This is a genomic window from Cobetia sp. QF-1, from assembly GCF_002213105.1.
Classification (GTDB): domain Bacteria; phylum Pseudomonadota; class Gammaproteobacteria; order Pseudomonadales; family Halomonadaceae; genus Cobetia; species Cobetia crustatorum.
Genome location: NZ_NBVS01000010.1, coordinates 56,058 through 76,045 on the forward strand (window position 1 = coordinate 56,058; position 19,988 = coordinate 76,045).

At 56.6% G+C, this 19,988-nt stretch carries 14 protein-coding genes; 12 read left to right on the forward strand and 2 right to left on the reverse strand.

Annotation, left to right across the window (positions count from 1 at the left end):
- Positions 1 to 255: 255 nt before the first annotated feature.
- Positions 256 to 1,149 carry a DMT family transporter gene (locus tag CFN46_RS15220; RefSeq protein ID WP_246116605.1) on the forward strand — a complete coding sequence of 298 codons (894 nt, stop codon included), beginning with the start codon at positions 256 to 258 and terminating at the stop codon, positions 1,147 to 1,149.
- Between the two features lie 228 nt (positions 1,150 to 1,377).
- A complete protein-coding gene (locus tag CFN46_RS15225) occupies positions 1,378 to 2,040 on the forward strand; it encodes a response regulator transcription factor (RefSeq protein ID WP_024950821.1) in 663 nt (220 codons plus the stop codon).
- 201 nt (positions 2,041 to 2,241) lie between these two features.
- Here CFN46_RS15225 and CFN46_RS15230 read toward each other — a convergent pair whose 3' ends face one another.
- Positions 2,242 to 6,270 carry a NahK/ErcS family hybrid sensor histidine kinase/response regulator gene (locus CFN46_RS15230; protein WP_024950820.1) on the reverse strand — a complete coding sequence of 1,343 codons (4,029 nt, stop codon included), beginning with the start codon at positions 6,268 to 6,270 and terminating at the stop codon, positions 2,242 to 2,244.
- 550 nt (positions 6,271 to 6,820) lie between these two features.
- Between CFN46_RS15230 and CFN46_RS15235 the strand changes: the two genes are divergently transcribed.
- The 10 genes from CFN46_RS15235 (at position 6,821) to CFN46_RS15280 (ending at position 18,430) form a co-directional block, all read left to right on the forward strand.
- Positions 6,821 to 7,078, forward strand: coding sequence for a DUF4212 domain-containing protein (locus CFN46_RS15235; protein WP_024950819.1), 258 nt, complete (start codon positions 6,821 to 6,823; stop codon positions 7,076 to 7,078).
- Between the two features lie 63 nt (positions 7,079 to 7,141).
- Positions 7,142 to 8,944: a sodium:solute symporter family protein gene (locus CFN46_RS15240; protein ID WP_088744028.1), complete on the forward strand. Its 1,803-nt coding sequence runs from the start codon at positions 7,142 to 7,144 to the stop codon at positions 8,942 to 8,944.
- Between the two features lie 158 nt (positions 8,945 to 9,102).
- Positions 9,103 to 11,073 (forward strand): DUF294 nucleotidyltransferase-like domain-containing protein, encoded by a 1,971-nt coding sequence (locus CFN46_RS15245; protein WP_088744072.1) that lies wholly within the window; start codon positions 9,103 to 9,105, stop codon positions 11,071 to 11,073.
- Positions 11,074 to 11,143: 70 nt separating this feature from the next.
- Complete coding sequence (locus tag CFN46_RS15250) at positions 11,144 to 11,791, forward strand: 3'-5' exonuclease (RefSeq protein ID WP_024950817.1); 648 nt, start codon at positions 11,144 to 11,146, stop codon at positions 11,789 to 11,791.
- A 415-nt stretch (positions 11,792 to 12,206) separates the two neighbouring features.
- Entirely contained in the window at positions 12,207 to 12,428 is a 222-nt protein-coding gene (locus CFN46_RS15255; RefSeq protein ID WP_024950816.1) for a hypothetical protein, read from the forward strand.
- A 197-nt stretch (positions 12,429 to 12,625) separates the two neighbouring features.
- Entirely contained in the window at positions 12,626 to 13,597 is a 972-nt protein-coding gene (gene ttcA, locus CFN46_RS15260; protein ID WP_084487929.1) for a tRNA 2-thiocytidine(32) synthetase TtcA, read from the forward strand.
- 202 nt (positions 13,598 to 13,799) lie between these two features.
- Complete coding sequence (gene aceK, locus CFN46_RS15265) at positions 13,800 to 15,578, forward strand: bifunctional isocitrate dehydrogenase kinase/phosphatase (protein ID WP_088744030.1); 1,779 nt, start codon at positions 13,800 to 13,802, stop codon at positions 15,576 to 15,578.
- A 68-nt stretch (positions 15,579 to 15,646) separates the two neighbouring features.
- A complete protein-coding gene (locus tag CFN46_RS15270) occupies positions 15,647 to 16,396 on the forward strand; it encodes a Sir2 family NAD-dependent protein deacetylase (protein ID WP_024950814.1) in 750 nt (249 codons plus the stop codon).
- A gap of 81 nt (positions 16,397 to 16,477) precedes the next feature.
- Positions 16,478 to 17,422: a bile acid:sodium symporter family protein gene (locus CFN46_RS15275; RefSeq protein ID WP_024950813.1), complete on the forward strand. Its 945-nt coding sequence runs from the start codon at positions 16,478 to 16,480 to the stop codon at positions 17,420 to 17,422.
- A gap of 135 nt (positions 17,423 to 17,557) precedes the next feature.
- Positions 17,558 to 18,430 carry a tRNA-uridine aminocarboxypropyltransferase gene (locus CFN46_RS15280; RefSeq protein ID WP_024950812.1) on the forward strand — a complete coding sequence of 291 codons (873 nt, stop codon included), beginning with the start codon at positions 17,558 to 17,560 and terminating at the stop codon, positions 18,428 to 18,430.
- A 98-nt stretch (positions 18,431 to 18,528) separates the two neighbouring features.
- On the opposite strand, the gene CFN46_RS15285 is transcribed toward CFN46_RS15280, so the two are convergent.
- The gene (locus CFN46_RS15285) at positions 18,529 to 19,977 is read right to left on the reverse strand and encodes a TrkH family potassium uptake protein (protein ID WP_024950811.1); all 1,449 of its coding nucleotides are present in this window, start codon (positions 19,975 to 19,977) and stop codon (positions 18,529 to 18,531) included.
- Between the last annotated feature and the right edge of the window lie 11 nt (positions 19,978 to 19,988).

The following is a 19,988-nucleotide window of genomic DNA, read 5'->3' on the forward strand; positions in this document are numbered from 1 at the left end:
ACATGTTTGCCGTTGAGGAGGGCCTCCTGAGGAGTGCACGGACAGTTTGAAGCGCAGATAATGATACCTTTGGGCAAGATTTTATTAACGCGGCACTGCATGTGACTGCTTGAGTGTGAGGTTTTCACATTCAAGCCATATTCAACTCACTATCAGGGTAACTCCATGGCAGCGGCAGGTAATTCCGATGCACCCTCGACACCTTCAGAGGCGTCTCCACAGATAGCGTCTGGAGACTCTTCGCAGCAGGCTTCCTTGCAGACAGATGACGGTGAAAATCGTCCACGCGCTGTGGTGCTGATGTGCCTGTCGGCGATCTCTTTTGCACTGATGGGTGCGATGGTCAAACTAAGCGGTGACCTGCCGCTGTTCGAGAAAGTCTTTGTACGCAACCTGATCAGTCTCGGTGTGGCAGTGGTGATGGTGCGCATCGCGGGCGCTCGCTTGCTGGGCCATTGGCACCATCAGCCGCTGTTGCTGGCGCGCTCGTTGATCGGGCTTGGTGGAGTAATGAGTTTCTTCTATGCCATTGACCATCTGCTGCTGGCGGATGCCACCATCCTCAACAAGCTGTCACCATTTTTCGTCAGCCTTTTTGCAGGGCTGTTTCTGGCTGAGCGTCTTGGTGGCTGGCGACTTGTCGGCATGTTAGTCGCTTTTACCGGCGCAGCTCTGGTTATCAAGCCCCAGTTAGCCTTTGCTGAAGGTGGCGCTGAAGCGCTGGTGCCAGCATTGATTGGGCTTGGTTCGGCGATGTTGGCTGGTGCGGCCTATACATTGATTCGTGCGCTCAGGGGGCGCGAAGCCTCGGCAACAATTGTGCTACATTTCTCGCTGGTATCGAGCGTGGTGACGTTGGTGCCGATGCTGATGAATCCGGTGATGCCGAGCGGCCCGCAAGCATTGGCGTTGTTAGGGATTGGTCTTTTTGCAGCGGGTGGCCAGATTCTGATGACGACGGCCTATCGATTGGCGCCGGCGGGAGAGGTCTCGATTTATTCCTATCTGACCATCGTCTTTTCAGCGTTGGCGGGTTGGGCGCTGTGGGGGGAGGTGCCGGATGTGGCCAGTCTGATCGGCTTTGTGCTGATTGCTGGTGTGGCATTGGTCGGCTGGCATGCCAGTCGCGTTGCGGGTAGGGTGGTCTGATTCGCCATCCCTAGGATGCTGTCAGAACTCGCGCATGGATTGATCGCTCATCGGGCCTCAATCCGTGCGATACTCGTGTTCCCCGAGCGAAACATCAGTATGTCTCCCGATGGTGGGCTGCTTTGTTAAACGCGCGTTCCATGGGGTAACATGCTAGAAAATAACGGCGATTGTTGGTCGGCCAGGAAGGTCGACGATGATCACCATCGGGGTTTTGGAGGAGACTCAATGGCCTTTGCCCAGAAGTTTATCGTTGCAGACGATCATCCGCTTTTTCGTGCCGCACTGACGCAGGCGCTCAGGCAAGTGGCCTCTCAGGCGGAGATCGTTGAGGCTGACAGCATGGAAGCGACCAACGAAGCTGTTGCCCGCCATCCCGATGCTGACTTGATCCTGTTGGACCTGCACATGCCGGGAGCCCATGGCTTCTCTGGTTTGATTCAGCTGCGTGGCCAGACTCCGGATATCCCGGTGGCTGTTGTATCCGGTAGCGAGGAGCCCTATGTGGTGCGCCGCGCCATCGATTACGGAGCCTCCGGTTTCATTCCGAAATCCGCAAGCCTTGATGTGATTGCCGAAGCGATTGGCGAAATCCTTGAGGGTGAGGTGTGGCTGCCGACGTATATCGCCGAAGCCATGGGCGATTCGACTGAAGATGAGTCACGCTTTGCCGAGGCAATTGCCTCGTTGACGCCGCAGCAGTTCCGCGTGCTCAACATGCTCACTGAAGGTCTGCTCAACAAGCAGATCGCCTATGAGCTGAGTGTCTCTGAGGCTACCATCAAGGCTCACGTGACTGCCATTCTGCGTAAGCTCGGTGTGCACTCACGCACTCAGGCCGTGATCGCGGCCCAGCGTCTTGAAGTCGAGCCGCCGAAGGTTCGCTCCTGAGCCCAGGTTCGTTCTTGAAGTAAGGCCCGCAGCAGCAGGTTGCTGAAAGCATGAAAAAATCCCGTCCCGTCCTGTCACTGACAGGGCGGGATTTTTGCGTTCACTGGCAGTCATTCCCCACTGCTGATATTGGCTATCGTTGGTGACTTGCCATCAAGAGGAATAGCCGCAGCGATAAGGCTACGGCCGTGCGTGCACTGACTAGTCTGTTGGTGGTGTCTCCGAAATATCATCTGCGCCGGAGGTACCTGTTGCATCCGACGCTTCGTCACTACCGTTACTGATATGCTTCTCGGCCCGGTTGGCCTGCAGAGTACGCGTCAACAGAGCACGCAGTGCAGCAGGTCGAACCGGTTTTAACAGCAGATGATAGCCGGCACGCCGCACTTCCTCGGCGACCTCATCAGTGCGGTCAGCGGTGATCACGACACCTGGTACCGAGCCGGACAGGCGCTCATCCAGTGCATCCAGTGCCATCAAACCAGTGACCTCATTGTCGAGGTGATAGTCGGCGAGAATGGCATCGGGATCACCATCCAGATTGCGGATAACCGATTTAGCTCCCCCAATAGAGGTGGCGGTGAACACTTCACAGCCCCAGCCGGACAACATCGCCTTCATTCCCTCGAGAATCAGACTCTCATTATCGATACACAAGATGCGTGAACCGGTCAGTTTGTTGCCTGCGCGTTTGCGAGCCGGTATGGCATCAGGATGCTCGGCAGCGGGCAGTGTCTTGCTGATCGGTACACTGACGGCGAAAACGGTGCCGATATCCACCCAGCTGCGTACCGTGATGGGGTGGTCCAGTACGCGACTCATGCGTTCGGCAATCGACAATCCAAGGCCGAGCCCCTTCTCGCTTTCCTTGTGGCGCTCGGTCTGATCGAGGCGGCGGAATTCCTGGAAGATCTCGGTCAGCTTGGATTCGGGGATACCGGGGCCGGTATCCCATACTTCGATACGGATACGATCCCCAATACGACGACAACCCAGAAGTACGTGCCCCTGGCGGGTATAACGCACCGCGTTGGACAGGAAGTTCTGGACGATACGCCTGAGCATCTGACCATCGGAATCGACGGCCAATTGCGTCATCACGACCTTGAGGTCCAAACCGCGATTTTCTGCCATCACCTCGAATTCCGCCTTGAGCGGTTTGAGAATGTCGGAAAGGCGGAACACGCTGCGGCGCGGAGCCAATGCGCCGGCATCCAGCTTGGAGATATCCAACAGAGTGCTCAGCAGTTCTTCGGCAGCCTGCAGTGAGTTATCGATGTGATTGGTGGTGGTCTTCATCTCGCCCTCGACCTGCTGCGAGAGCGCGGAGGTGAAGAGTCGCGCAGCATTCAAGGGCTGTAGCAAGTCATGGCTGGCAGCGGCGAGGAAGCGAGTTTTTGAGGCGTTGGCGTCTTCCGCCAACTTCTTGGCCTGACGCAATGCCTGCTCGGCCTCAGCACGTACGCGGTTCTCGGTACGTAACGCCTCATTGACCTGTGACAGTTCACGCGTACGCACACGGACGCGCTCTTCCAGATTCTCGTTGGTTTCCTTGAGCGCAATTTCTGCCAGGCGCCGTTCGGTAATGTCCTGATAGAGCGCAAAGAAGCCGAGAATATTGCCCTTGGTGCTGAAGTGCGGTGTATAGGTGACCAGCATGTAGCGCACCCCGCCCTCCGGTGCTTCCAGCGAGATTTCAAACGATACCCGTTCACCTGCCAGTGCACGTGTCATCCATGGGGCGCGCTGGCGATAGATGTCTTCCGGCATCGCGGCTTCGGCTGGCTCGCCGATGACGGCGGTGCGATCGATCCCCATTACCGCTTCGTAGGCGCGGTTAGTGAAGAGATAACGACATTCTTTGTCGAAGTAGGCAATCAGCGCTGGCACGTTATCGGTATAGATGCGGATATTGTTTTCCGAACGGATCAGCGCTTCTTCGGTGCTCTTCTGCTGAGTGATGTCCTGATAGGTATAAACGAAGCCACCGCCGGGCATCGGGTTACCCTGAATTTCCATCACGCTGCCGTCCAGGCGGTAGCGTACATAGCGATGTGGCACACCATCACGAATGGCGTCCAGCAGCTGATCGACGTGCTCTTCTGGGTCGCCGGGGCCATATTCACCATTGTGGGCGTTATAGCGGAAGATACGGTCAATCGGCGCACCGACCCGAATCAGATTGTCCGGGAAGCGGAACATGTCCAGATAGCGTTGGTTCCACACCACCAGTCGCATGTGCTGATCCACCACGCTGATGCCCTGATGAATATTCTCGATGGTGGCCTGCAGCAGTGCGCGGTTGAACTCCAGTACCTGTGAGGCTTCATCGACGATCGAGATGACGTCCGAGATGCCGATGCCACGACCCTGGAGTGCCGAATTGACCACGATACGTGCCGAAGAGGCGCCGAGGACGGAAGCCAGAAAGCGCTCGGTGAACTGGATCAAGTCTATGGATGCACGTGCATGCAGTTCCAGCGGTTGCCCACTGCGGCGGCCGTAGTCCTCAAATGCACGCTCGACCTGTTCATCGCTCAGGAAGCGTTCGCACAGGACGCGCAGGTCAGAGACAGAAGTGGAGCCGGTCCATGGGCGTGAGACGCTGGTCTGGCGCGTCTCGACACTGTCGACGAACAATGAGGCTTGTATGCGTTCAACCACGCGCTGTGGCGTCATTTGAGAGACAAAGATGTAGAAGAATAGATTAAGACCCAGTGACAGCATCACGCCATGCGTTAGCGGGTCACTGAAGGGAAAGCCGAATAGGCCATGCGGTGACAGCCAATCGATTCCGAGTGGACCATGATTGACCATTTCTGCTGGCATCAGTCCAGCTTGTGACAGCGCAGGGACCAGTAGCGTCCATGCCCATACTGCGAAGCCAGCATTCAGACCAACAATGACACCCAGGCGGTTGCCACGCTTCCAATACAGGCCACCGATCAGCGATGGTGCGAACTGGGCCACGGCGGCAAATGATAGTAGGCCAATGGCGGAGAGGGTGCTGTATTCAGCAATCAGCAGATAGAAGCCGTAGGCCAGCCCCAGGATCATCACGATGGTCAGGCGCCGGGCCAGCAGCACGATATGGCTGTAGTCACGGGCTTCGGTGTCGAACCAACGCAGCCTGAACAGCAGTGGAATGACGATCTCGTTGGAGATCATGATCGAGACGGCGACAGCGGCGACGATGACCATGCCGGTCGCGGCCGAGAAGCCACCAAGGAAGGTCAGTAGTGTCAGCCAGGTCTGGCCGGCCGCCATGGGCAGGGCGAGCACGAAGCTATCCGGTGAGACAGAGCCATCCGGGAATAGCGTCAGGCCTGCCGCGGCAATGGGCAGGACAAAGAAGGAAATCGCGATCAGATAGATCGGGAATAGCCAGCGCGCGCGGCGTGCATCTCCATGGTGTGTGTTCTCGACGACCGCGACATGGAATTGGCGCGGTAGACAGAAGACGGCCAGCATCGCGAGTAGCGTCTGTGCCCAGAAGCCAGAGCCGAAGGTCTGGGTTTCCAGTTGCTGTTGCAGCGCCAGGTAGGTATCGGCCTTGGTGAACAGATCTCCCAGGCCATCGAACATTCCCCAGGTGACATAGGAACCCAGTATCAGGAAAGCCACCAGCTTGATCAGCGACTCAAAGGCAATGGCCTGCAGCAGACCTACGTGATGCTCGGTGGCATCGGTATGGCGTGTACCAAACAGGATCGCGAACAGCGCCATGATCGCTGCAACATAGAAGGCGGTATCGCCTAGCCACGGCGTACGCGTCACGTCACTGGTGTCTGTCAGCACCTGATAGGCGCTGGAAACGGCCTTAAGTTGCAGGGCGATATATGGCAGGGTGCCGATGAGTGCCACTAATGAGGCAAAGACGGCCAGCGACTGTGTCTTGCCGTAACGCGAGGCAATGAAGTCAGCGATCGAGGTGATGTTCTGTCGCTTGGCGACACGAATCATCTTCAACAGGATCGGCCAGAATAACAGGCAGGTCAGGATCGGCCCGATAAAGATGCTCAGATAGGCCCAGCCGCTGGTCGCTGCCTGACCGACGCTGCCGTAGAAGGTCCAGCTGGTGCAATAAACTGCTAGCCCCAGACTGTAGACCGCTGGTCGCCGATTAGGTGACCCGTTTTTCTTGGCGTTACGATCCCCGCGCCATGCAATCGTGAACAGCACCGCAATATATGCGAGTGCCACTGCAATCAGCCACCACCCCTGGAACATGTCGCTCTCCTCTCTGGAAGCGCCATTCTACGCAGGCCGTGCCACGAGGCCCAAGCATTGCATCCCACCAAAGGCACTGAAGCTGCTCGTATTTGCCTGCCAGCTTCATCGCATATCAGTCAGAGACAGGGCCTTCGAGCATATCAGGCAGAAAATTGCGCTTGTTTCACGTAAGGATTACCAAGGGATGGCACGCTCTCAAGTAGTAGTGTGTGGGATGACCTCGGTTTCATGCTTACTCATTTGGCCAATAGACCAAGGGATTGCGCCTTTAGGTTATAGTGTAACTTATTGATATATTTGTAATTAATATGCTTTGCCAAGTAATAAAGAAGAGATGGCTAACGCTCGCGACTAAAGTCAGCCTGCAGTCATCACCTGACTTGTCTACTGTCAATTACGAGTCTTCGTGTTTCTTAAAAAGCAACGGTAATGGCAGGGGATATCAAGCGACCGAGAAAAAGCACAGTGAGTGACATCTAGCGGCAATGTGCCGATAAGGTGCTAGCTAATCTGTCACTAACCACAATAACAACGCGAGAATTTCGTCATGAAAGAAGCGAATGCCAAGGCCTACTGGGCTGCCAATATCAAGCTGATCATGGGGTACCTCGTGGTCTGGTTTGTCGTGTCCTATGGATGTGGGATATTGCTGGTCGATGTGCTCAATAATATTCATTTCTTCGGTTTCAAACTGGGATTCTGGTTCGCTCAGCAGGGAGCGATCTACTTCTTCCTCGCGCTAATCATCATGTACGCCCGCTCAATGAACAAGCTTGATGAGCGCTTCGACGTGCATGAGCAATAGGGCATATTTCGCGTCTCGTCTTACACAATAACAAGATGATCGATATCGCCAAGGACAACGCCAATGGATGTTCAATTACTGACGTATCTGTTTGTGGGCGCTTCGTTTGCGCTCTATATCGGTATCGCGGTCTGGTCGCGAGCCGGATCTACCAAGGAATTCTATGTCGCCGGGGGTGGGGTGCATCCTATTGCCAACGGAGCGGCAACGGCGGCGGATTGGATGTCTGCGGCTTCCTTCATTTCCATGGCAGGGATCATTGCCTACTCCGGTTATGACGCCTCCGTTTATCTAATGGGCTGGACCGGCGGTTATGTACTGTTAGCAATGTTGCTGGCGCCTTACCTGCGTAAGTTCGGCAAGTTTACCGTGCCGGATTTTGTGGGTGATCGTTACTACTCAAGCGTCGCACGTACTGTTGCCGTCGTCTGTGTCATCTTCATTTCCTTTACTTATGTGGCAGGTCAGATGCGCGGTACCGGTATCGTGTTTGCCCGCTTCCTTGAAGTCGATGTGAACGTCGGCGTGATGATAGGCATGGCGATCGTCTTTTTCTATGCCGTACTCGGTGGGATGAAAGGCGTCACCTATACCCAGGTCGCCCAGTACTGCGTACTGATTTTTGCCTTCCTGGTGCCGGCAGTATTCCTGTCGATCATGATGACGGGGCATGTACTTCCGCAAACCGGCTTTGGCGGCACATTGGTAGATGCACAGGGCAACGATACTGGTGTCTATTTGCTTCATAAGCTGGATCAGGTGGTGACTGACCTTGGCTTCCGCGAGTATACCGAGGGCTCAAAATCCACTATTGATGTCTTCTTCATTACTGCTGCGCTGATGTGCGGTACTGCAGGTCTGCCTCACGTCATCGTGCGTTTCTTCACTGTTCCGACAGTACGTGATGCGCGTATCTCTGCGGGCTGGGCGCTGTTCTTCATTGCACTGCTGTACACCACTGCGCCGGCCGTGGGGGCTTTTGCTCGCGTCAACCTGATTGAAACCGTCAATGAGACTGCTTATGAAGAGTTGCCGGGATGGTTCTACAACTGGGAAAACACCGGACTGATCGGCTGGGTCGACAAAAATGGTGATGGCATCATCCAGATGCGCGGTGGTCATCCGTTTGTCGGCAAACCCTCCTATGAGGGCGCGTCAGCCAGTCAGGGAGCACGCGGAGAGTATGGCGAGCGTCTGCTGAGCAATGCGCCCACCGACAACGAGAGCGAGGTCTATATCGACCGAGATATCATCGTGTTGGCCAACCCTGAAATCGGCAATCTGCCGGCCTGGGTGATTGCGCTGGTAGCCGCAGGTGGTGTGGCCGCCGCGCTATCGACAGCGGCCGGGTTGCTCCTGGTCATCTCGTCGGCAATCTCGCATGACCTCCTGAAGAAGACGCTCAAGCCGAATATCACCGAGAAGCAGGAGTTGTTGGCAGCGCGACTGGCAGCAGCGGTGGCAGTCGTGATTGCCGGCTATTTCGGTATCAATCCGCCCGGGTTCGTGGCCCAGGTCGTGGCCTTTGCCTTCGGGTTGGCTGCATCGAGCTTCTTCCCCGTCATCTTGCTGGGCATCTTCTCCAAGCGTATGAACAAGGAAGGTGCGATCGCAGGGATGCTGGTCGGCCTGGTCTTTACCTTCAGCTATATCGTGTTCTTCAAGTTCATCTCGCCAGAGCTGAACACGGCTGAGCATTGGCTGCTAGGTGTTTCGCCGGAAGGCATTGGTACTGTGGGGATGATACTCAACTTCATCGTCGCGGTGCTGGTCTGCAAGGCGACACCGCCACCGCCCGAGTACATCCAGCACATCGTCGAGGATATCCGTATCCCACGCGGGGCAGGGGCATCAGTGGATCACTGATCGACGGTAGCAGGGCCTGTCTATGCGATGCAGAGTGATTCGTACAAGACAGGCCCATGAACGTATCCCAAGGCCCCGCCGTGCTTATGCAGGTGGGGCCTTGTGGCTTGGTGGCCTGTGCAGCGCCGCGCTGGATGGGCATAGGTGGAGTTCGTGTCATGCAAGCCACACTTGTTGATATCCCGTTTAATGAACCCCCGCTCAGTCTGCTGGATACACGTAACCGCCAGCGGTTGGCCGAGAGTGTTGATCTGCGCTATTTCGAAACACTGGCACAGCCGCTGACGCCTGGCGCGGTAGGTGACGCCGTCTACATCATCTACAAGGGTGAAGTAGTGGAGCTGGCGTCCGAGACGCCGCTTCCGGATGCTGCAGAGTTGAAACAGGCTGCTCATGAGGGGCGCGATGCCTGGGCGAGTCTGCGCATTGGCCATTACAGCCAGGGAGATCTCTTTGGTGCGTTGACCTTGCTCAACGGTGAATGCCGCACGCGCTTTGTTTGTGAACAGGAAACTCTGTGCTATCAGGTGCCAGCGGCACTTTTTCATCAGCTGTGTGCCGAGAGTCCCGATTTTGGCAACTTCTTTCAGCACAGTCTGCGTGACAAGGCACGGCTATTGGCCGCTTATCGTGACACGCGGTTGGGAACGAGCCATGACCAGACAGACTTCATGTTGGCTCGCGTGATGGACTGCATGCGACCGCCACTGGTGATGGCGGCTAACCGCAGCATAGATGAGGGTGTGAGGGCGCTGGAGGCAGCACGTGCTGACAGCCTGATTATTGAGGTTGAAGGGCGCTACGGTGTTGTCACACGCACGGATTTGCTCAACGCGCTCGTGCTGGAAGGGCTCGCCTCGACGCATCGACTGGCACCCTTGGGTAGTTTTTCGTTGGTGGCAGTGACGGCCGAGGACTACCTCTTTCAAGCGTTGGTCCAGATGACGCGGCATCGTGTCGCGAGGGTCGTGGTACAGGAGTCACTGGCATCGGATTCACCGGTCGTCGGTGTGATCGAGCTTACTGATGTACTGGGGTTCTTCTCCAATCGTAGCCAGCTGGTGAGTCTGGAGATCGAGCGTGCCAGCGATATGGAAGCGCTCGCACTGGCCAGTGCTCGTCTACCTGAGCTGGTACGTGCGCTGGTGCTGCAGGGCGTACATCTACGTCATGCGATGGCGCTCCTCAGCGCGCTCAATGGGCGCCTTGTCGAGCGTACCTTTGTGATGACGGTCGCCGAGGTGCGGAGAGAATCGTGCTGTCTGATGCTGATGGGTAGTGAGGGGCGTGCAGAGCAGCTGCTCAAGACTGATCAGGACAATGGATTGATTCTGGCCGATGGCGATCAGTGGCCTGAGTGCGAAGCGGTCATGGAAAGTTTCAGCGCTGCGCTCGCACGGTTGGGATACCCACCATGTCCGGGCAATGTGATGGTCTCCAATCCGGACTGGGTTGCTACGGAATCACGTTGGCGTGGCAAGGTCGCCCGTTGGTGTGCGGGACGAGACGGCGAAGCGCTGATGAATCTGGCCATCGTCTTTGATGCGCGCGCGAGCGGCGGCAATGGTGAGCTGGTCGAGAGCCTGCGCAGCCATCTGGTGCGTCACGTTAACCATGATGAGTTGTTGTTATCGAATTTCGCTCGTGCGGCGCTGCGCTTTTCGACGCCGTTGACACTGTTTGGCTCGTTACGCACGCCGCGGCATGGTATCGATATCAAGAAAGGCGGCATCTTTCCGATTGTGCATGGTGTGCGCACGATAGCGCTGGAGCGTGGCGTGATGGCCACCAATACCTTTTCTCGATTGGACGCGCTGGTCGCGGACGGCAGTATCGAGGCCCGCGATAGTGAAGACCTTACCGAGTCGCTATCGCTGTTTGCTGAGCTACGCCTGCGTCAACAGCTGCGCCATCTGGATGAAGCTTCGATGACATCAGGCTCAAGCGGCATTCAGGCGGACGCGAGTCACCGATCAGACAGTCGTGCTCGTGAAGTCGATGAAGGTAGCGCCAACCTGATCATCACCCAGTCGCTGTCATCGCTGGAGCGTGATCTGTTGCGCGATGCCCTGAGTCGAGTGAAGGACTTCAAGCAACGCCTGACCCATCGTTACCATCTCGAATATTAAGAGACTTGTTGATCGACTGCTGGGCGTCATACCCCAGTGGGATACTGGGCATCTGGCCCAAGGAGGTTGCATGTTTCAGCAGTTACGACGCGCCACTGATCGCCGCAGGCATGCACATGGCGAGTTTGCCGAATTGTTCAGGCCTTGGCATGGCGATGAGCGAAGAGGAGAGCGAGTGGCACTGGACTGTGAAACCACCAGCCTGGAGATTGGCTGCGCCGAGCTGGTATCGATAGCCGCGGTACGCTTCGATGCACGGCGCATCCAAACATCCGATGCACTCTCGTTACATCTTCAGCGACCCAATAGCCTGCAGGGCGACTCGATTCGTATTCATCGTCTGCGCGGTATTGATCTACACGGTGGTGAGGCTCTGGGTGATGCGCTGAAGCGCCTGCTGTTGTTTATCGGCAACCGTCCTCTGGTTGGCTGGTGTATAGATTTTGATGTTGCTGTAATCAATCGGCATCTACGCCCGCGATTGGGGTTTGATTTGCCTAATCAGCGTCACGATCTAGCACGTGATTATTTACAAGGTTGCCGTCGTGTGCAGCCAGAGTCTCAGCCTGATCTGCGTTTTGATTCCATGGCTGAAGCACTCGGTGTGCCGGTAATCGGACGGCACACCGCCTTGGGTGATGCGGTCACCAGCGCGTTGATAGCACAGCGACTGATGCTATCAGCGCCATCGATGAAAACCCGGGAGGGGCTGGCATAAGCCTCTTGGATATTAACCCAAGGTCTGTTGCCGGAATGTCCAATGGCTACAAATGGTTGGTTTGGCCACACTGAGGCTATACAACGCACCCATTGAAGAGGGTGAGGTTGATCCGAATTACACGCCAGTGCACGATCAGGCCAGCAACGCGGCCAGCCATGCAGGATGCAACACCGAGCAGTCTTGATAATCATAACGAAGCGGCGACAGTGTGCAGAGGCCACCCGCGACACGGACCTGCTGTCAGTCAGTTTCAGTCAGGCCTGAGAATGCTTTGGCATCTCAGGATTGCCATCACTGCGCCAGGTGGTGGCCACCGGGTTTCGGGCATGTGCTCGAAGCCCGGTTTCAGATAAGGCCTCAGATGTCTGATGCCTTTATTGACGACTTAGGGTTCTTGCCCACGAGGTGCGACATGCTGATCGCGACCAACACGCTTTTGATTCTCGGTCTTGCCATTGTGCTGTTTTCCTACAGCCATTACATCCGTCGTACGCAGGATGTACGCGGTGTATTGATGTTCTGGTCTCGCAAACTGGCGTTGACCTCTATTGAATTCCGTCTGCAACGCTTCGGTATTCTCGTAATGCTTGGCGGTGTGGTGATTCGTTACCTGGAAGTGCTGCGATTGTTTTGAGGCAGGGTGCATTGTTCTCTTCTGCGCCTTCTTTCACTCCTCAGATAGTTGCCAATGAATCTGTTCAACGCCCGCCTTCGGCGGGCGTTGTGCGTTGTGCGTTGTGAGAAGCTGGACTTCCTGCCTGACTGCCTCTGTGACGCACCATTGGCGAGTGCTAGACTATGCGCCCTCCCAAACTGCCTGTCCTGACTGCCATGCCCCCATCTGATACCGAGTCCTGTGCGGACTCCCGTGGCACATCCGGTGCCACCAACAAGCGCGACCTGAACAAGCTGCAGCGACGGCTGCGTCGTCAGGTTGGTACCGCGATCACTGATTACGGCATGATTCGTGATGGTGACAAGGTGATGGTGTGCCTGTCCGGTGGCAAGGACTCCTATACCATGCTGGATATCCTGATGAACCTGCAGCGCAATGCGCCGGTGGAATTCAGCCTGGTAGCAGTGAATCTTGATCAGAAGCAGCCTGGCTTCCCGGAACATGTATTACCCGCCTGGCTTGAGTCAGTGGGTGTCGAATATCACATCCTTGAGCGCGACACCTACTCCATCGTCAAGGAGAAGGTGCCGGAGGGGAAAACCACCTGTGGGCTGTGCTCGCGCTTGCGTCGTGGGTCACTTTATAGCTTCGCTCAGGAAATCGGAGCGACCAAGATCGCGCTTGGCCATCATCGCGATGACATTCTCGAGACGTTGTTCCTCAACATGTTCTTCGGTGGCAAGCTCAAGACCATGCCGCCCAAGCTGCTCTCGGATGATCAGCGCAATATCGTCATTCGCCCGCTGGCCTACTGTCGTGAATCCGACATCGAGGCCTATTCCGCCGCGCGTGAATTCCCGATCATTCCCTGTAATCTGTGCGGCTCTCAGGAGAATCTGCAGCGTCAGGTGGTCAAGGATATGCTGCAGGACTGGGAGCGTCAGTATCCGGGGCGTCTGGAAACCATGTTCCATGCCGTGACCTCCGTCGCGCCATCGCATCTGGCGGATCGTGAGTTATTCGACTTCGCGGGCCTGGATGACCAGCGCGATCGCTTCAATGCCTCGCGTATCGATGTATTGGACATGAATTCCGAGCAGGCCAGCATGGAAGAGGACCTCTTCGAGGCTGAACGTCGTGTTCAACCGGCAGTCGGTCTCGATATGGCACTGGGGCGCGAGCTTTAAGTTTCTTGTTCTGATATGACACTGAGGGTGCTGCTGTCTGCGCTTGATCAAACGCCATCTCGCTTGCTGCGAGGTGGCGTTTTGCCATGCGTTGAACGGTGACAGGCCCGCGACCATTGTCGTCTCGCCTGATGGCGCGCGACCTCGCATGCTTGAGGCTGACGCGGCGCGTGGATGCGTCGACAGGGCAGGGGGATTGGACATGAGCAGCGATTACGATAGTGACGAGCGGGGCAATGGACAGCAAGGGCAGCGACTAGCGGCGACGGTACTGCATGGCTTCGATGAATATCGCTCGCGGTTCAAGCATATTTCCAGTGACGCGCGGCGGCGTTTCATTGAGGCTGATTGGCGAGAAGCGCAACAAGCCTCCGCGGCGCGCATCAACCTGTATGACGAGAAAGTGGCTGCCACCATGGAGCGGCTGGGACGTGCTTTCGAGCCTGAACGGCTGAGCGAGTGCACGTTGTGGACCGACGCCAAGCAGCATTACATGGCGCTGATTGACCAGCGGCTTGACTACAAGCTGGCCGAGACGTTCTACAATTCCATCTTCTGTAATGTGTTCTCCCACCGCCACATTCGTGATGACTGGATGTTTGTGTCGTCTTCACGGCAGGAGCCCGCCCGTCATTCTGGATTGAGCATCAGCCACCGCGTCCCCGTGAAGGGTAACTGGGCCTGTGCGCTAGAATCCGTGCTGTGCGAGGCTCCGTTAGGGATTGCTTTCGAGCATCAGGGGCGTGATGTCACGCTCGGAGCCGAGATGTTGCTCGATGCACTACCGGCACATGTCCGCGATGCACCAGATGCAGCTTTCGAGGTGCTGCGCAACGTGTTCTACCGTAACAAGGGCGCCTATCTGGTGGGGCGTATTGAGGCTAGTGGTGAAACTCTACCTCTAGTACTGCCTGTGCTGCATACCGAGCGTGACGGTGTCTATCTTGATACCGTTATTATCGAGCCAGAAGAAGTCTCGATCATCTTCTCGTTCACTCGCGCCTATTTCCAAGTGGAGATCGAGGTACCAGGTGAGGTGGTGGGCTTCCTGCAGACTCTGATGCCGGACAAACCCATCGGCGAGCTATATGCCGCTATCGGTTTTTATAAACATGGCAAGACCGAGCTGTTCCGTGGCCTCAATGAACATGTCGCAAGCCGTTCTGATCAGTTCATTATCGCACCAGGTGTGCGTGGCATGGTGATGGCGGTATTTGTGCTGCCCAGCTATCGATTAGTGTTCAAACTGATCAAGGACCGCTTCGCACCCGGCAAGGACATGAGTCGTGATCAGGTGCGTGAGAAGTATCGACTGGTCAAACGTCACGATCGTGTCGGGCGATTGGCGGATACTCAGGAATTCTCCAACTTTGTGGTGGGGCGTGACCATTTCGCCCCAGAGTGTCTGGCCGAACTGTTGGAGGTCTGTGGCTCTTCCATCAGCCTGCGCGGCAACAAGGTGCTGATCCGCCATTGCTATACCGAGCGCATGATGACGCCGCTCAATCTTTATCTGGCGCAGTGCGATGCAGAGGAAACGCGAGCAGTACTCAATGATTACGGCAATGCCATCAAGCAGTTGGCGGCGGCGGATATTTTCCCTGGTGACATGCTGCTCAAGAACTTCGGTGTCACCCGTCACGGGCGAGTCGTTTTCTATGATTATGACGAGATCAACTATCTGACGGAGTGCAATTTCCGTGAGATTCCCGAGGCACGTTACCCTGAACAGGAACTGGCTAGCGAGCCTTGGTACTCAGTCGGGCCCAACGACATCTTCCCCGAGGAGTTCGGTCCTTTTCTGTTTGCGAATATGGATCTACGTAAGCTCTTCTACGAGTTACATCCGGAAATCTTTCAAGCCAGCTGGTGGCAAGGGCTGCAGGATGCCATCTTGGCTGGTCGTGTGATTGATGTTTATCCGTATCGCAACAAGCGTCGCTTTGGCATTGATCGCAGTCAGGATTTCATCGATGACTGAGCGAGGTGCTGCCAGCTGTCATTATCCACGCTATTCATTTACGTGACTCACCAGCAGAGAGAATGACGATGAGTGAAGGCTTCAAGGACCCGGGAGCACGGCACGGACGTCATCTGGTCGTGCTCAGTGGTGCCGGCATCAGTGCGGAAAGTGGTCTGCGTACCTTTCGTGCCGAGGATGGCCTGTGGGAGGAGCATCGGCTTGAGGACATCGCGACACCACAGGCCTTTCGGCGCGATCCGGAACAGGTGCTGCGCTTTTATGATGATCGCCGTATTCAAGTGAGGCGTGCGCGGCCCAATGCTGCCCACAAGGCACTGGCAGAGCTTGAGCAGGCCGGCTTTCGTGTGTCGGTGATTACTCAGAATATTGATGATCTGCACGAGCGTGCGGGTTCCCGCGAGGTCATGCATCTGCATGGTGAGATTCTCAAGTCGCGTTCGAGTGTCGATTATGGTCTGCGCTATCCGCTGCCTCGTGGCGGCATTCGATTGGGAGACCTGTGTGACAAGGGAAGTCAGCTACGTCCGGATGTAGTGTGGTTCGGCGAGGCAGTACCGCTTTACGCAATTGCCGAGGAGCTTGCAGCCGAAGCCGATCTTCTGCTGATCGTCGGGACGTCACTCAAGGTGATGCCGGCCTCCAACCTGTATGCAGCGGCACCATTGGATGCGCCGATCATCTTGGTCGATCCTGATGCTCACGAACTCGCCGAACCCGGTGTACTGCCGCTCGCCGAGAATGCTGGTCAGGCACTGCCGCGTCTTGTGCGCCATTGGTTGTATCAGGGTCATCTTGGCCTGCCTGATACGTTATGATGCGCGGCCTCAGGCCTTCCGTGGGTGGGAGGCCAGTCATTCTGAAGGGCGAGGCTCCTTCGGCGACCGGAAATCCAGAGTATGTTCGAGACGCTTAATCGCTTCTTCCCCCTGTGGGCATTGGTCTTTGCAGGCATCGCCGTGATTGCGCCGACGCCTTTTGTTGCGCTCAAGGACTTCATCCAGCCACTGCTGGCGTTGATCATGTTTGCCATGGGTCTGACGCTGTCACGCGAAGACTTCATGCGCGTGGCACGACGTCCATGGCCGATCGCACTGGGCTTGCTGCTGCAATACACCGTGATGCCGCTGGCTGCCTTCCTGATTGCGCGGATGTTGGGGCTAGATCCAGCTCTGACCGTCGGCATGGTGCTGGTGGGTGCGACTGCCGGGGGGACCTCTTCCAACGTGATGACCTGGCTGGCGGGTGGCCATGTGGCACTGTCTGTGTCGATGACCATGGCCTCAACACTGCTCTCCATCGTGATGACGCCGCTGCTGACCTGGTGGTTGCTGGGTGCCGATATCAACGTACCTGTCACCGGTATGCTGCTGAGCATTGCCAAGCTGGTGGTCGCGCCGATTGTGCTCGGGGTGATCGTGCATCACTTCGCTCGCGACGCGATCCGTGAATGGGAATCGGCGTTGGCGAGTCTGGCCATGCTGGCGATAGTGCTCATCATCGCTATCGTGGTGTCGCTTAACGTCGGTCGTCTCGCCACGCTCGGCCCGCTAGTGGCACTGGCAGTAGTCGCGCATAACGCCATTGGCCTAAGTGCGGGTTATGGTCTGTCGCGGCTGTGTGGGTTGGATGAACGCACTTCACGCACCATCGCTATCGAAGTCGGCATGCAGAATTCCGGGCTGGCAGCATCATTGGCGAGCCAGTTCTTCTCGTCGACAGCAGCACTGCCCGGCGCCATCTTCTCCATCTGGCACAACGTGTCGGGCTCGCTGCTGGCGGGTTACTGGAAGCGGCGTCCACCGAAGTTTGTCACCGGTAGCAAGCATCGCTACGAGGTGTAACTGCGACGATGAATGCAGTACGAGCCGAGATGATGGCTGTATTGGGCAATGGCGGCATGGTCCTATGAGGCCATAAAAGAAGGGACACGCATGCTAGAATGCGCGTCCCTTTTTCTTTGGTTCTGACCGCTCATCATGTGTGATTCCCGCTCCTCGTTGGCAGATGCCGCGCCGACCGCTCTGGCCGAAGACCGTCCCTTTCCTGACGACCTTGATACGAAGGGTAGGAGTGGCATCACTACACTGCCCAGCGGCGAGCCTGAGGAGTGGCAAGGCAGCCATCCGCGGCGTGAGTTCAAGGCGCGCGGCAGTCAGGTAGTTCGCTGTGAGGCTTGCCGTCTGCCGCAGCTCAACTGCCTGTGCCCCTATCGAGTCAAGGCTGAGTCACGTATTCGCTTCTGGTTGATCACGCATCCGCTGGAGCACTACAAGCCGACCAATACCGGACGCTTGATTGGCGATGTGCTTGAGGGTACTGACGTCTTCAGCTGGTATCGCGTCGAGCCAGACCCACGATTGTTGGCGCTATTGGAGGATGATCGTTACCAGCCGTTCATCATCTTCCCCGATGACCAACCCGATTATGCCGATCGTGTGGTGGATATAAATGCGATTGCCGGGGTGGGTGAAGGTGTGCCGACACATACGTCGGCAGGCGAGCCCCGTATACCCGTCTTCATCATGCTTGATGGCACCTGGCGTCAAGCGCGACGCATCTTCCGCAGAAGCCCTTATCTGGATGGCTTGCCGGTATTGCCGCTACACTCCCAACGGCTCACCCGCTATCACTTGCGCAAGGCTGCTTCCGAAGCACATCTATGTACGGCAGAGGTGGCCGCAGAGTTATTGCGTCAGGCAGGGGAGGAGGCCGCTGCGAGTGTGCTGGATGACTATTTTGACGCTTTTAACGATTGTTATCGTGCTAGCCGTATTCACTATGTATTGGAGCCAACAGCGCCGATGCTTCGCTTGTTGGCCAGACGTGAAGCTAGCGACAGCAGCGAGTAACATACGGTGTACAACTCCCTGCGCTTCAGATGACATCGTATAAAAAATGCCTCGTCGGAATTTCCGGCGAGGCATTTTTTATTGTCTGAATGCTGGTGTCAGCGACGCCAGAAGGCGGGTGCGAACAGCACTAGAATGGTGAAGATCTCGAGGCGGCCCAGCAACATGGCCATTATCAGAATGCCTTTGGCAGCACTCGGGATATCGCCGAAGTGGGTGGCGACTCCACCGAGGCCTGGCCCCAGATTGTTGAGTGCCGACCCGACCGCTGACCAGGCAGTGACCTGATCGAGACCTGTCGCCAGCATGCCAAGCATCATCAGAACAAATAATAATAAATAGACGGAGAAGAAGCCCCATACAGCCTCAGCGACACCTTCCGAGATGCGCATGCGGCCAACCTTGATCGACAGGATGGCGTTGGGGTGAATCAGGCGATAGATCTCCCGCGCGCCCTGTTTGAGGATCAGCAGGATGCGAATGACCTTCATGCCACCGCCCGCCGAGCCGGAACACGCACCGATAAAGGCGGCGATGAACAGCATCATCGGCAGTACACCAGGCCAGCCGGTGAAGTCGGCGACACCGAAGCCAGTGGTGGTTGCTATTGATACTGCCTCAAAGAGCCCGTGGCGCAGTGCCTTGCTGTCATCGTAGCTGCCGGTGAGTAGCAGGCCAGCGATGGTTACGCAGCTCAATATCAGCAGCAGAATCAGAAAGAAGCGTGTCTCCGGATCACGCAGATAATGGCTGATGCGGCCTTCACGCCAAGCGGCGAAGTGCAGGCCAAAGCTGATCGAGGATACCACCATGAAGAACACGCATATCATCTCGATAGTGGCGGAATCGAAGTAGCCGATACTGGCGTCGTGTGTCGAGAAACCGCCGACGGCGACTGTCGAGAAGCTGTGGCCCAGCGCATCGAACCAGCTCATGCCCGCTGCCCAGTAACTGGCAAAGCACACCAGCGTCAGCGCAGCGTAGATATACCACAGCGCCTTGGCCGTCTCGGTGATGCGCGGCGTCAGCTTGGAATCCTTCAGTGGGCCAGGGATCTCGGTACGATAGAGCTGCATGCCACCGATGCCCAGTGTCGGCAGGATCGCCACTGCCAGCACCACGATCCCCATGCCGCCTAGCCACTGGAGTTGCTGGCGATAATAGAGAATGGAGTGAGGCAGCAGATCGAGACCGGTCATCACCGTCGCACCGGTGGTGGTAAGCCCTGAGAAGGACTCGAACATGGCATCGATGACCGACAGATTCGGATCTTCTGCCAGCAGGAAAGGCAGTGACCCGAAAGCCCCCAGTACGGTCCAGAACAGTACCGTGATCAGGAATCCATCACGGTTTCTGAGCTCTTTACGCGCTCGTCGATTGGGATAGTAGAGCAGAAACCCCGTCAGCAGAGTGATGCCCATCGCGATGGCGAAGGCACTCAGAGTGCGATCTTCGAACACGACCGAGATCACCATCGGCGGCACCAGTGTCACGCTGAACAGCATCAGAAGGATGCCGAGAATGCGATAAATCACGCGCAAACTCATGAGTCGCCTCC